At 61.1% G+C, this 13,378-nt stretch carries 13 protein-coding genes; 6 read left to right on the top strand and 7 right to left on the bottom strand.

The window, feature by feature from the left end:
* Positions 1-22 precede the first annotated feature (22 nt).
* The gene (locus ACUN0G_RS26035) at positions 23-682 is read left to right on the top strand and encodes a CoA transferase subunit B (RefSeq protein WP_003211625.1); all 660 of its coding nucleotides are present in this window, start codon (positions 23-25) and stop codon (positions 680-682) included.
* Between the two features lie 11 nt (positions 683-693).
* Positions 694-1,875, top strand: a complete 1,182-nt coding sequence (locus ACUN0G_RS26030; protein ID WP_258346634.1) for an acetyl-CoA C-acetyltransferase — start codon at positions 694-696, stop codon at positions 1,873-1,875.
* Between the two features lie 177 nt (positions 1,876-2,052).
* Here ACUN0G_RS26030 and ACUN0G_RS26025 read toward each other — a convergent pair whose 3' ends face one another.
* Entirely contained in the window at positions 2,053-2,472 is a 420-nt protein-coding gene (locus ACUN0G_RS26025; RefSeq protein WP_309254437.1) for a PaaI family thioesterase, read from the bottom strand.
* Between the two features lie 150 nt (positions 2,473-2,622).
* Here ACUN0G_RS26025 and ACUN0G_RS26020 point away from each other — a divergent pair, with 150 nt between their 5' ends.
* A complete protein-coding gene (locus ACUN0G_RS26020) occupies positions 2,623-3,396 on the top strand; it encodes a DUF4349 domain-containing protein (protein WP_445574687.1) in 774 nt (257 codons plus the stop codon).
* Here the strand turns inward: ACUN0G_RS26020 and ACUN0G_RS26015 are convergent.
* Positions 3,393-4,478 (bottom strand): DUF1615 domain-containing protein, encoded by a 1,086-nt coding sequence (locus tag ACUN0G_RS26015; protein WP_421522997.1) that lies wholly within the window; start codon positions 4,476-4,478, stop codon positions 3,393-3,395. The genes ACUN0G_RS26020 and ACUN0G_RS26015 overlap by 4 nt on opposite strands.
* A 328-nt stretch (positions 4,479-4,806) precedes the next feature.
* On the opposite strand from ACUN0G_RS26015, the gene ACUN0G_RS26010 reads away from it, so the two are divergent.
* Positions 4,807-6,300, top strand: a complete 1,494-nt coding sequence (locus ACUN0G_RS26010) for a hypothetical protein (protein ID WP_445574686.1) — start codon at positions 4,807-4,809, stop codon at positions 6,298-6,300.
* A gap of 66 nt (positions 6,301-6,366) precedes the next feature.
* On the opposite strand, the gene hemB is transcribed toward ACUN0G_RS26010, so the two are convergent.
* The 3 genes from hemB to ACUN0G_RS25995 all read right to left on the bottom strand — a co-directional run bounded on the left by hemB (position 6,367) and on the right by ACUN0G_RS25995 (position 9,015).
* Positions 6,367-7,341 (bottom strand): porphobilinogen synthase, encoded by a 975-nt coding sequence (hemB, locus tag ACUN0G_RS26005; RefSeq protein ID WP_445574685.1) that lies wholly within the window; start codon positions 7,339-7,341, stop codon positions 6,367-6,369.
* A 124-nt stretch (positions 7,342-7,465) separates the two neighbouring features.
* Positions 7,466-8,308: a PhzF family phenazine biosynthesis protein gene (locus ACUN0G_RS26000; RefSeq protein WP_445574684.1), complete on the bottom strand. Its 843-nt coding sequence runs from the start codon at positions 8,306-8,308 to the stop codon at positions 7,466-7,468.
* Positions 8,309-8,316: 8 nt separating this feature from the next.
* Positions 8,317-9,015 carry a glutathione S-transferase N-terminal domain-containing protein gene (locus tag ACUN0G_RS25995; protein WP_445574683.1) on the bottom strand — a complete coding sequence of 233 codons (699 nt, stop codon included), beginning with the start codon at positions 9,013-9,015 and terminating at the stop codon, positions 8,317-8,319.
* Positions 9,016-9,255: 240 nt separating this feature from the next.
* On the opposite strand from ACUN0G_RS25995, the gene ACUN0G_RS25990 reads away from it, so the two are divergent.
* Both ACUN0G_RS25990 and ACUN0G_RS25985 read left to right on the top strand, forming a co-directional pair.
* A complete protein-coding gene (locus ACUN0G_RS25990) occupies positions 9,256-9,957 on the top strand; it encodes a histidine phosphatase family protein (RefSeq protein WP_421523002.1) in 702 nt (233 codons plus the stop codon).
* Between the two features lie 50 nt (positions 9,958-10,007).
* Entirely contained in the window at positions 10,008-11,063 is a 1,056-nt protein-coding gene (locus ACUN0G_RS25985) for a permease (RefSeq protein ID WP_088423278.1), read from the top strand.
* A 128-nt stretch (positions 11,064-11,191) separates the two neighbouring features.
* On the opposite strand, the gene mnmH is transcribed toward ACUN0G_RS25985, so the two are convergent.
* Both mnmH and selD read right to left on the bottom strand, forming a co-directional pair.
* The gene (mnmH, locus tag ACUN0G_RS25980; RefSeq protein WP_445574682.1) at positions 11,192-12,295 is read right to left on the bottom strand and encodes a tRNA 2-selenouridine(34) synthase MnmH; all 1,104 of its coding nucleotides are present in this window, start codon (positions 12,293-12,295) and stop codon (positions 11,192-11,194) included.
* Positions 12,295-13,329, bottom strand: a complete 1,035-nt coding sequence (selD, locus tag ACUN0G_RS25975; protein WP_258346646.1) for a selenide, water dikinase SelD — start codon at positions 13,327-13,329, stop codon at positions 12,295-12,297. The genes mnmH and selD overlap by 1 nt, the downstream gene beginning before the upstream one ends.
* Positions 13,330-13,378: the final 49 nt, after the last annotated feature.

The raw sequence follows: 13,378 nt of genomic DNA, 5'->3' as shown, positions 1-13,378 counted from the left end.
CCAAATAATAAGGAGACAAACAATGGCTCTTACCCGCGAACAAATGGCTCAACGCGTCGCCCGCGAAATGCAGGACGGTTTCTACGTCAACCTCGGCATCGGCATCCCGACCCTGGTGGCCAACTACATCCCCGAGGGCATGGAAGTGATGCTGCAGTCGGAAAACGGCCTGCTGGGCATGGGCCCGTTTCCGACAGAAGAAACCATCGATGCCGACATGATCAACGCCGGCAAACAGACCGTCACCGCGCGCATTGGCGCATCGATCTTCTCCTCGGCCGAATCCTTCGCGATGATTCGCGGCGGCCACGTCGACCTGACCGTGCTTGGCGCCTTTGAAGTCGACGTGCAAGGCAACATCGCCTCGTGGATGATCCCCGGCAAGCTGGTCAAGGGCATGGGCGGCGCAATGGACCTGGTGGCCGGTGCCGAGAACATCATCGTGATCATGACCCACGCGTCCAAGGACGGTGAATCCAAGTTGCTGAGCCAATGCAGCCTGCCGCTGACCGGCGCCAACTGCATCAAGCGTGTGCTGACGGACCTGGCTTACCTGGAAATCGAAAATGGCGCTTTTGTCCTCAAGGAACGCGCACCTGGCGTCAGTGTTGAAGAGATCGTCAGCAAGACAGCCGGTAAACTGATCGTCCCGGACCACGTTCCAGAAATGCACTTCCAGTGAGGACAGATTCCATGCAAGACGTCGTGATTGTTGCTGCCACCCGCACCGCCGTGGGCAGCTTCCAAGGTTCGCTGGCAAGCATCCCGGCCCCGGAGCTGGGGGCTGCGGTGATCCGTCGCCTGCTGGAGCAAACCGGCATCGACCCCGCGCTCGTGGATGAAGTGATCCTTGGCCAGGTGCTCACCGCCGGCAGCGGCCAGAACCCGGCCCGCCAGGCCTCGATCCTTGCCGGCTTGCCCCACGCCGTACCGGCCCTGACCCTGAACAAGGTCTGCGGCTCGGGCCTCAAGGCCCTGCACCTTGGCGCGCAAGCGATCCGTTGCGGTGACGCCGAGGTGATCATCGCCGGCGGCATGGAGAACATGAGCCTGGCCCCGTACGTATTGCCGGCCGCCCGCACCGGCCTGCGCATGGGCCACGCGAAGATGATCGACAGCATGATCACCGACGGCCTGTGGGATGCGTTCAACGACTACCACATGGGCATCACCGCCGAGAACCTGGTGGACAAGTACGGCATCAGCCGTGAAGCCCAGGACGCCTTCGCCGCCGCCTCCCAGCAAAAAGCCACCGCGGCCATTGAAGCCGGTCGTTTCAACGATGAGATCACGCCGATCCTGATTCCCCAGCGCAAGGGCGATCCAGTGGCCTTTGCGGTGGACGAACAGCCACGCGCCGGCACCACCGCCGAATCCCTGGCCAAGCTCAAGCCGGCCTTCAAGAAAGACGGCACCGTCACCGCCGGCAATGCGTCCAGCCTCAACGACGGCGCGGCTGCCGTGCTGCTGATGAGCGCAGATAAAGCCAAAGCGCTCGGCTTGCCAGTGCTGGCCCGTATTGCCAGCTACGCCAACGCCGGCGTCGATCCCGCGATCATGGGCATTGGCCCGGTATCGGCCACCCGCCGCTGCCTGGACAAGGCCGGCTGGAGCCTGGGCGACCTGGACCTGATCGAAGCCAACGAAGCCTTCGCCGCGCAGTCACTGGCGGTGGGCAAAGAGCTGGAATGGGACGCGGCGAAGGTCAACGTCAACGGCGGCGCGATTGCCATCGGCCACCCGATTGGTGCATCAGGATGCCGCGTGCTGGTGACCCTGCTGCATGAAATGATCAAGCGCGACGCCAAGAAAGGCTTGGCCACACTGTGCATTGGTGGCGGTCAGGGCGTCGCACTGGCGCTCGAGCGCAGCTGATTTAACGAGCAACATGGAGAAGGCCCGGTTGTGGCGAGGGGGCTTGTCCCCCGTTGGGCTGCGCAGCAGCCCCAATACATTGACCTCGGTGTTTCAGGTAGAACTTCAGCTCGGGTTTTAGGGGCCGCTGCGCGGCCCAACGGGGGACAAGCCCCCTCGCCACAGGACTGCGCTCAGTCAGTCCCGCACCTGGGGCACCGCAAACACCGCACTTGCCCGCACTACCACCTTCTCCCCCACCTGCACGCTGACCGTGGCAAATGCCATCTGCCGCCCACGCTTGTGGTGTTCCAAGCGCACCTCGATCCACTCCCCCACTTGCACTGCTCCCAGGTAGTCGAGGGTCATGCTCGCGGTAATCAACGGTAGCGGTGGCTCGCTGGAAAACGCCATCGCGTAGCCCATCCCCACATCCGCCAGGGTGGCCAACACGCCGCCATGCACGGTGCCGCGCCCATTGGCGTGGCGGTTGTCCGCACGCAGGCCAATCTCCAGCTGCACTCCTTCACCACGGCAGTACACCGGGCCCAGCAGGTCTAGCAAAGGGCTGCTGCGAGACAACGGGACAAAACCTTCGGGGACAACATGGGCGGTCATGGCAAATTCTTCCCTGGAATGAGTCTTGAGGTGTACCCCAGCCCTTGGGCGACGACTATCAAGATCAGCGCTGCAAATCCTCCACGATGCTTTGCGTTAATCCGCCGGACCCGGTTTAATCGCCACTTTTGCACACCCCAAGGAACTGTCATGCGCCACCCGGACGGCAAAACCTCTCTCCTGCTGATGCTGCTGGTCTTGACCGGCTGCTCGCCAAAAGGCCATTCCGAAGCCACCGTCATCAGCGGCGAACAAGGCAAGGCCGGGGCGCAGCTGGCCTACGAGCATGAGCTGAGCCTGTCGCTGCCCATCGCCCTGCTGGCACCGCGCATGCAGGCCACCCGCGAGGCCTGCGAGTCGGCGCGGTTCGGCCCGTGCAATATTCTCGGTATCAAGCAAGACGGCGACGGCGGCCAGATGGTGTTGCGCATTGCACCTGCCGGGGTTGAACCGTTGGTGGCCATGGCGGCCGAAGGCGGCAAGCTGGGGCAGCGGATCACTACCGCCGAAGACTTGGCCGATGCCGTCGCCGATGTACAGCGTCGTCAGGAGCGCTTGCTGGCCCAGCAGCAGCGCCTGGATGAACTGGCCAAGCGCAAGGACATCACCGTGGGCGACCTGATCACCTTGAGCAAGGAGCAGGCGAATATCGAAAACGACCTGCAGGAGCTGGCCCAGGCCGCCGCAGGCCAGAAGCGTCGCCTGGACACCAACCGCGTGACCCTGAATTTCAGCACCTCCGACGGCCTGCAACAGCAGTCACGCCTGAGGCGCATGTTCAGCAACCTGGGCGACAACCTGGTGGACGGCACCGCCGACGCCCTGGAGCGCGCCAGCTACGTATTGCCGTTCGTGATCCTGGCCTTCCCTGTGCTGTGGCTGTGGGTGTGGCTGTGGCGCAAGTTGGTCAAGCGCCGCCCCTAACGCTTCATGCAACGCTGATAACGCTCATCCACGCGCTTGGCGAACCAGGCGGTGGTGAGGTTGCGGGTGATCTTCGGGCTTTTCAGCACGATGCCCGGCAGGATCGCTCGCGGCACCGGTTTGCCGGCGGCCTTGTCGGCCAGGGCGAACACCCGTTGGTACAGGGTGGTGTCTTCAAAATCCAGACGCTCGCCCTGCTCCAGCTGGCTGCGGATGCTCGGGTTGCGCATGTCCAGCGCCTTGCCCAGTGAGCGCACTGCCAGCTCGGTGGTGCCTGGCAGGAACGAGCCGTAGTTGATCAAGTCGCCGTCCAGCGCCAGCGTGGTACCCGAGACTCGGCTGACCGCCGCCTGGAATGCCGCATTGCGGCTGGCGTACCAACCCGCATTGAAATCGGCGAAGCGGTACAGCATCTGGTCGTAATTCACCGGATAGCCCAGCAGATGGGTGATGCCAAAGTACATGCCGCCGCGGCGGGTAAACACTTCCCGACGGATGCTGCCGTCCACGGTGTAGGGATAATCCCGGGCCTGCTTCTGTGCGAAGTCGATGCTGACCTGCATCGGGCCGGCGGTATGCACCGGGTTGAAACCGCCAAACAGGGTGTTGCCCAAGGGCACGACACTGATGAAGTCGTCAAAGATTCCACTCAAGTCCCGCTCGGTGCGCGCAGCGTTCAAGCGCTCGGCGTAGGACTTGCCGGTGGGCGAGCGCAGTTGCAGCGCCGTGCGCACCAGCACCGCCGGCACATGGACTTTAGCGGCGCGGCGCAGGATTTCGTCCTGGGCGATCTTGCCCATGTTCGGTACCGGCGGGTCGACCTGATAGGTGGACTCCTGCTCGGTCACGGCCAATACCGCGCAGATGTTTTCCGTGCTGGGGTAGATTTTCTGCGTGTTGAAGGCGGTGTAGATGTCCTGGGCCCAGCCGCCACGATCCGGCACGCTGGCCGGCATCAGCCGCACGATCTGCGCCTTTACCTCGGCTTCGCTGCGCTCGGGCAATTGCTGGGTGCGCTGGCTGGAGCAGCCGGCCAGCACCAGCAAGGTGGTGAGGCACAGGATCAGGCGGGATGAATGCATGGGGCTTCCTTGGGTGACGATGGGCCAGTCTTGGCAGATATCGACCGGTAAGTCTAACCGGGGTTCGCCGACCCCGTTCAACGGCCTCCGGCTCCAGCGCGCTATCCAGCATCACGTAGCACATCTGCAAAAAAATATAACCTGTCAATTATCACAGTTGTGGCAGGTTTTTTTTCACGTTTAACTGATATTCGGGCGACGCTGACGTCCCTGTTCGAAGCGCTGACGCAGCCCCTGGGCGACTAAAAGGCATATATAAGTGACGGCGTATTTGTTCAGGTATTGCGACCGCTAACCAATCTTCACTCTCGTAAAAAGGAGATTGTTTATGTCAGTCGAACATTATGCGGAATGGGCGGGACCGCTTCAGGGTTACACCGCCGACGACTATCTATACGGAATGCAGGGCCCATGGCCGAAAGCCAACACCTTGGCCGGTGAGTTGCCGGCCATGATAAAAAGAGTCCCCAAGGCTCAGATCGATGACTTTCGCATCGATGTGGTATCCCACTACCTTAAAACCTTGAAGGTCGGCCGCGTCAAAATACTCTTGAAGATGCTTGCGGGTGATTACAAGCTACGGCCGGTTTCCGACTTACTGTTTGCGCAACAATTATTTTATGGAACCCTGAGCAAATTGCTGACTCCAGTGCACACGGAGGATGCCCGCGAATTCCCAGAACTACTGAATTCCGACAATTTGTTTGATAGTCACGGCGCGCCTAAATATCTGAAAATCGACACAGTGAGCATGAACCGCTGGGACCCCCTGCACGGCATTCATTCGGCGCCCAGCCTGACGTTATTCAAGCGTGACAGCAACAACTCCGGCACTGTGCTGGCCATAAAAATAAATGGTCTGGTATTAACGCCAGACGACAAAAACGCCTGGGAACTGGCCAAATATTTTGTACTGCAAGGCGCGCTGTGTTTGACCACCTTGTTGACTCACCCCCGGCTGCACTTCCCGGTGGATACCATCAGCGCCATCAGTTTAACGGCGCTGCCCAAGGAGCATTTGCTCTTTAAGCTGTTGGCTCCCCACACCAGAATTCAACTGGCAATTAATCAAGCCGTGTCGTTACAACCGTACTCCGTCGCTCATAACAATCAGTTCCTGCCCTATACACCGTATCCTGGATGGGGAAATGTTCCGGTTATTGATGAAGGTCGTGGATGGACGGGGCTGATGACCGATGCCTTTTCCGGGATTGAAGGCAATAGTAGCTATCCACCCTACACGTTCCCTCTGGTTCCGGAAAAAATATGGTCAGACTTTGACGACTTCATCAGGGGCTATTACGACGTAATATTTGACTTTGTAAGTGCGGCGACCTCTTACATCGACGTTGACGATCCCGTTATAACTTACTGGAGCGATGCCATCGCCGCTTGGGTGACTGGTTTCCCGGCACACCAACGCCTGAGAGAGGGCGACACATTCGCCAGGGCAATCGCTTATTTCATCTGGGATGTCACGGTTGCACATTCGGCAGATCATGGAGCAATGGGTCATTACCAGCAGAATATCTTCCCGTTACGACTTCGCGTGCCTGCGCCGTCCAGCAAAACCATTCCACCGATCAATAGACGAAAGTTGGTGACGTTTGGCGACACGCTACGTAACCGTCTCTGTTTTAAAATGTACTTTGGCCCACCCCAAGGCACACGACATTTACATGACACGTGGTACAGCTTTGGAATTGCCGAACTGGATGAGCTGAATAAACGTTTTTTGCGCGAACTGAAGCGCTTTGATGAGGGCATTACCGGTCGGCGTTTTATAGCCCTCAAGGATATAGCCAGCAGCATTAACTTCTGACTGGCACGCGCGGCGGCCCAGACATTGGCCCCCGCACACGCCCTTGACCACCAGGCCTTGAGTAACTCAGATCCCGGCGAGTGCCAGGTCCATCGCAAAGTAGGTGAAGATCAAGTCCGCCCCAGCGCGCTTGATCGACCCCAGGGTTTCCCGCACCACGCGGGCTTCATCGATCGCGCCCGCCTGGGCACCGAACTTGATCATCGCGTACTCGCCGCTGACCTGGTACGCCGCCACCGGCAAACGCGAGGCTTCGCGAATGTCGCGGATGATGTCCAGGTACGCGCCGGCCGGCTTGACCATCAGCGCATCCGCGCCCTCCTGTTCATCCAACAACGATTCACGCACCGCTTCACGGCGGTTCATCGGGTTCATCTGGTAGCTCTTGCGGTCGCCCTTGAGCGCGCTGCCGCCGGCTTCGCGGAACGGGCCGTAGAGGGCCGAGGCAAACTTGGTGGAATAGGCCATGATCGGAATATGGCTGAAGCCTGCTTCGTCCAACGCGCGGCGAATGGCCTGGACCTGTCCATCCATCGCAGCGGATGGCGCAATCACATCGGCACCGGCGCGGGCGGCGGCCACGGCTTGTTTGCCGAGGTTGACCAGGGTGCGGTCGTTATCGACTTCGGCGCCGTGCATCACGCCGCAATGGCCGTGGTCGGTGTACTCGCAGAAGCAGGTGTCGGACATCACGATCATTTCCGGCACCGCGTCCTTGATGATCGAGGACATGCGCGAGACCAGGCCACGTTCTTGCCAGGTGTCGCTGCCGGAGGCGTCGAGGTGATGGGACACACCGAAGGTCATCACCGACTTGATCCCGGCTTTTGCATAGCGCTCGATCTCACCCGGCAGCTTCGACTCAGGAATGCGCTGCACCCCGGGCATGCTGGTGATCGGTACGAAGTCGTCAATTTCTTCTTCAACGAAGATCGGCAGTACCAGGTCATTGAGGGTGAATTCGCTTTCCTGGAACAGGCCACGCAACTCCGCAGAGCGGCGCAGGCGGCGTGGACGGGCTTCGGGGAACTGGCTGGACATTGATGCTCCTGAAAAAGGCAGGACGAAAAAAACGTTGGGGCGAAAGCTTATGCCTCGTGCACCGCAGAGTACAAACGCCAAGTGCGGAACAGTTTATTGCAGGCCCGGTAACAATTGCATTGATCTAGAGCTGTACACGCCCGTCAATGCAAACGGCCACCGCGCCGCCGACCCAGATTTCCTCGCCGCTCTGTTCGACGTGGATTCGCCCGGCGCGGCCCATGGCTGTGCCCTGGCTGACCACATAGCGGCTGGGCGCCAGGCCTTCGCCGAGCAACCACTGGGCGACACCGGCGTTCAAGCTGCCGGTGGCCGGGTCTTCCGGGGCACCGTCGCCGGCAATGAAGGCCCGCACTTCAAATTGCGCCTCGTCACCGTCCCGCCCGGGGTTCCACGGGGCGATCACGCCCACGGCCAGACCCTGCAACTGCGAGTAATCCGGATGCAGCGCCAGTACCTGCTCGCGATCCTCCAGCATGACCGCCAGCCAACCTGCGCCGTTATCCACCCACTGGCTACGCACAATCGCCCCGGGTTCAAGGCCCAGTCCCCGCCGCACGCGCTCAACCAACTCGCGCTCCAGCGGGCCGGAGCGCAGCAGTGGTGGCGCAATAAACGCCAGTTCATCTCCCTGGCGACGGATGCGCACCAGGCCGATCTCACATTCCTGGATGATCTCCTCGCCGGCGGGTTGGCCGCCCGCCTGCAGCCAGGCATGGCAACTGCCGAGGGTCGGATGGCCGGCAAACGGCAGTTCCTGCAGGGTGGTGAAGATTCTTACGCGGTAGTCCGCCCGTGGATCACGGGGTTTGAGCAAAAACGTGGTCTCACTGAGGTTGGTCCAGTTGGCGAAATCTGCCATTTGCCGGTCGCTCAGGCTGTCGGCGCCCAGCACCACCGCCAGCGGGTTGCCCTTTAAGGCCACGTTGCTGAAGACGTCGAGCTGTTTGAAGTCGAAGGAAGGCATGCAGGTCCTTAAGCTGGGATGTTCAAGCCACGGATCACCGCAGGCCGGGCGACGAACCCGTCCAGCGCCCGCAGCACGTTCGCGAAGTCGGTGATGCCGACCAGGTCGCCGGACTCGTAGAAACCAATCAGGTTGCGCACCCATGGAAAGGTGGCGATGTCGGCGATACTGTACTCGTCGCCCATGATCCAGGTGCGGCCCAGCAGGCGCTTTTCCAGCACCTCCAGCAAGCGGCGCGCCTCAGCGACGTAGCGGTCACGCGGGCGTTTGTCCTCGTAGGCAGCGCCGGCGAACTTATTGAAGAACCCAACCTGGCCAAACATCGGCCCGATGCCGGCCATCTGGAACATCAGCCACTGGATCGTCTCATAACGCATTGCCGGGTCTTCGGGCAGCAACTCGCCGCTCTTTTCGGCAAGGTAGATCAGGATCGCGCCCGACTCGAACAAGCCCAGCGCCTGGCCGCCGGGGCCATTGGGGTCGATGATCGCCGGGATCTTGTTGTTGGGGTTCAACGACATGAATTCGGCGCTGAGCTGGTCCTGGGTCTCGAAGCTGACTTTGTGCGCCTCGTAAGGCAACCCGAGCTCCTCCAGCATGATCGACACCTTCACCCCGTTGGGCGTCGGCAAGGAATAGAGCTGCAGGCGCTCAGGATGCCGGGCCGGCCATTTGGCGGTGATGGGAAAGTCTGTCAGTGAGTTCATCGCAAAAGCCCAGTTAAAACCCTGATAATAGTGGCTGAACCGTCGGCGCGCACCCGACTTAAATCCGCAACATCCGCCGGTTAATCTCCTGCACTCGGCAGGGATGCCGCCCCATTGTCCACCTGTAACGAACCAAAGTGCCCGGTTGCACTCTTAAGTGCGACCCCAAGGAAGCCACTTTCACGACACGGAACACCTGGCTTGTCCGCCTTAACCCGCTGCACGAAGACTCGAGCCTCAATGACTATCAAGCCTCTGTGCCTTGCGAAACGCCTGAAACGCTACTCCTACATCCTACTGCCGGTATTACTGGTAGGCGCCGCAGTCGGCCTGACCCTCGAATCCAGAATCAGCCGCGCCCAGCAGGTCGACGGCGTGCAAACCCTGGTGTTCCTGCGCCATGCCGAAAAACCCGCCGGCGGCCTCGGCCAGCTCAATTGCCAGGGTTTGAACCGCGCGATGAACCTGGCCAGCGTCCTGCCGGAAAAATTCGGCAAGGCTGACTTTGTGTTTGCCGCCAACCCGACCCGCAACGTCGAGGAAGGCGAGAAAGACAACTCCTACAGCTACATTCGCCCACTGATGACCATCAGCCCCAGCGCCATCAAGCTCGGGTTGCCGGTGAACATCAACTTCTCGGCCAATGACACCAGCGCCCTCGCCGATGAGCTGGTGGAAGATAAGTACCATAACGCCGTGATCTACACCGCCTGGTCCCACGGCTACCTGCCGGAGTTGATCAACAAGGTGGCCAGTGAAGCGGTAGGCGAAAAACATGTGATTACCGACGATTGGTCCGGCAGTGATTTCGACACCTTGTACGTGCTGACGCTGACCTGGCACAACGGCAAGGCCACGCTGCTGAGCCGCAATTACAAGCAAGGGCTGGATAACGGCGAACAGAGTTGCCCGGATGCAACGCAGGTTAGCGCCGATATCTGAGTGCCACAGCGTATGATGCTGCGCTATTGACTCAGCTGCGGATCATCCACATGTCCAACCTCTCCTCCACCCAGCCTGCCCGGGGCTGGTCCTTCTGGTGGAAACCAGCGCTGTTCCTGCTGGTAGCCTGCATCGGCCTCTACTACGTGAAGTGGTCGCCATACTACGCCAAGGCGTTTATTGCGGCAGATAACCACAGCATCGGTGCGTCGATTCTCAACGACCAGCAAAGCGCGCCACTGGCCGCTGCGTTGGCCTACGCCCAGGTGTATTTCCTGGCGATCTGGAAAGCCGCTGTGCTGGCGGTCATTCTTGGCTCATTGCTGCAAGTGCTGATCCCCCGAGACTGGCTGTTGCGCCTGTTTGGTCGCGCCGGCCTGGGTTCCACCCTGCGTGGCGGGCTCTTCGCCTTGCCAGGGATGATGTGCAGTTGCTGCGCCGCCCCGGTGGCCGCCGGTATGCGTCGGCAGAAGGTGTCGGTGGGCGCGGCGCTGGCGTTCTGGATTGCCAACCCCGTGTTGAACCCGGCGACGCTGGTGTTCATGGGTTTTGTGCTGGGCTGGGGCTTTACCGCGCTGCGGTTGGTGGCCGGGATCGTGCTGGTGGTGGGTGTGTCGCTGGTGGCGCAGCGCATTGCGCGGCCGGAGCAGGTGCCGGAAGCGGCACTGGACGCCGTGGCCCAAGCCAGCCTTACCGAAACCGAACCGTTCCTGAGCCGCTGGCTGCGCACCCTGTGGCAGCTGTTCTGGAGCACGATTCCGGTGTACATCCTGGCCGTGCTGATCCTCGGCGCGGCGCGGGTCTGGCTGTTTCCCCACGTTGACGGCGCCATGGCCAACAGCCTGGTATGGCTGGTGCCGCTGGCGATTGTCGGCACGTTGTTTGTGATTCCGACTGCCGCCGAAATTCCGATTGTGCAGACCATGATGACCCTCGGCATGGGTACCGGCCCGGCCGTGGCCCTGCTGATGACCCTGCCGAGCGTGAGCCTGCCGTCGCTGCTGATGCTGCGCAAGGACTTCGACGCGCGGGTGCTGGTGACTGTGGCCGGCCTGACCATGCTGATGGGGGTGGTGTGTGGGCTGATCGGGGCGTTTATCCTGTAGTGATTGGGTGAGTTTGAGGGCCTCTTCGCGAGCAAGCCCGCTCCCACATTCGACCGCGTTTATCCTGTAGGAATGCGGTCGAATGTGGGAGCGGGCTTGCTCGCGAAAGGGCCGGCCAACTCAATCAATTACTTACGCCGAGCGAGCCTGTCCCGGAAATACTCCACCACCGCCGCTTGCTCTCCCGCAAACTCGATGCGCGCACCTTTGCTTTCCCGCTGAAAGGCGTACATCGGGTCGTAATACTCACGCAACAACCCCTCAATCCAGCCACGGTGCAACTCCACCGCACCGCTGCGAGCTTGCTCCGCCAAGGCGTCCTGCATGATCGCGTACAACCGCGCAAACCGCTCGCCGCCCAGGCGCTTGTGGATATTGCCCAGGCTCTGGGTCAGGCGTTCGGCAAACAGTTCCTGGCCAGTCTCGCCAAACACCGTGACAAACTCAGCGCAAAGGTCCACCACGTAATCCTTCAGGATGCGCTCCACGCGGCCTTCAACGCTGTCTTCCAGCCAGACCATCGGAAAGCCCTGCATGCCCTTGTGCAAGGGTAATGGCAGGGCGCAGCTGCCGATCATGCGGCTCTCATCCTCGACCACGAACTGCTCGATACCGGCGGCACGCTTTTTCAGCAGGTCCACCGCCAGGCGGTTTTCGAAGTCGATGTTGGAGGGTTGCGCCGTGGCGCGCTTGCCGAAGCTGGAGCCGCGATGGTTGGCGTGGCCTTCCAGGTCCAGGGCGTTGTTCAACTGGCCGAGCACTTCGGTCTTGCCGGTGCCGGTCATGCCGCCCAGCAACACGAAGTCGCATTGCGCGGTGGCGCCTTCAACGGTGTCGAGCAGGAAGGTTCGCATGGCTTTGTAGCCACCGCCCACTCGCGGATAGTCGATACCCGCCTCGGTTTTCAACCATCGCTGGGCAATCTGCGAACGCATCCCGCCGCGAAAGCAATACAGCAAGCCATCAGGATTGGCCTGGGCGAAGCGCGCCCAGTGTTCGATACGTTCGGCCTTGATCACCCCGGACACCAGTTCGTGACCGAGAACAATGGCCGCCTGCTGGCCTTGCTGCTTGTAACAGGTACCCACCCGTTCGCGCTCGTCGTCGGTCATCAACGGCAGGTTGATCACCCCGGGGAACGCGCCCTTGATGAACTCGATCGGCGCGCGGGTATCCATCATCGGCCGGTCGTTGAGAAAGATATCGCGGTAATCGGTGATGTCGATGGGCATCAGAACACCTCTACCGCGTTGGTCTGTCGCTCAACCAGTTCGCCGATCGGCTCAAGGTTCAGGCCCAGTTCCGCCGCCACGGCAAGGAATTCGGCATTGCCTTCGGGCGTGACCGCCACCAGCAGGCCGCCGCTGGTTTGCGGGTCGCACAGCACGCGTTTGTGCAGTTCGTTCAGGCGCCCCAGCTTGCTGGCGTAGCTGTCGAAGTTGCGCAAGGTGCCGCCAGGCACGCAGCCCTGCTCCAGGTAGTACTCAACCCCGGGCAGGCGTGGGACTTTTTCGTATTCGATGCGGGCAGTCACATTGCTGCCGTCGGCCATTTCCACCAGGTGGCCCAACAGGCCGAAACCGGTGACGTCGGTCATGGCCGTGACACCGGCCAGCTTGCCAAAACGGCTGCCGGGTTTGTTGAGGGTGCACATCCAGTCACGGGCCAGGCCGATATCAGCCTCGCGCAACTTGCCCTTCTTTTCGGCGGTGGTGAGGATGCCGATACCCAAGGGTTTGGTCAGGTACAGCTGACAACCGGCGGTGGCGGTGTCGTTGCGCTTCATGTGGCGTTTTTCCACCAGCCCGGTGACGGCCAGGCCGAAGATCGGCTCGGGGGCGTCGATGGAGTGGCCACCGGCCAGGGGAATCCCGGCAGCGTCACACACGGAGCGACCGCCGCGAATCACTTCCCGGGCAATTTCCGGGGCCAGCACGTTGACCGGCCAGCCGAGAATCGCGATGGCCATCAACGGATCGCCACCCATGGCGTAGATATCGCTGATGGCGTTGGTGGCGGCAATACGGCCGAAGTCGAAGGGATCATCGACAATCGGCATGAAAAAATCGGTGGTAGACACCACGCCGCGCTCGTCGTCGATGGCATACACCGCCGCGTCATCGCGCGAAGCGTTGCCTACCCAGAGCTTGGGGTCGAGGTTCTGTGCGCCACTGCCGGCGAGGATCACTTCCAGTACCTGAGGTGAGATCTTGCAACCGCAACCAGCACCGTGGCTGTATTGGGTCAGGCGAATCGGCTCGTTCATGGGTATCCCTCAAGGCGTCAAGTGGGCGGATTCTAGCAGACAGCAAAAG

The sequence above is a fragment of the Pseudomonas sp. 32A genome (assembly GCF_052682255.1).
This window is presented reverse-complemented; position numbering and strand designations above follow the sequence as displayed.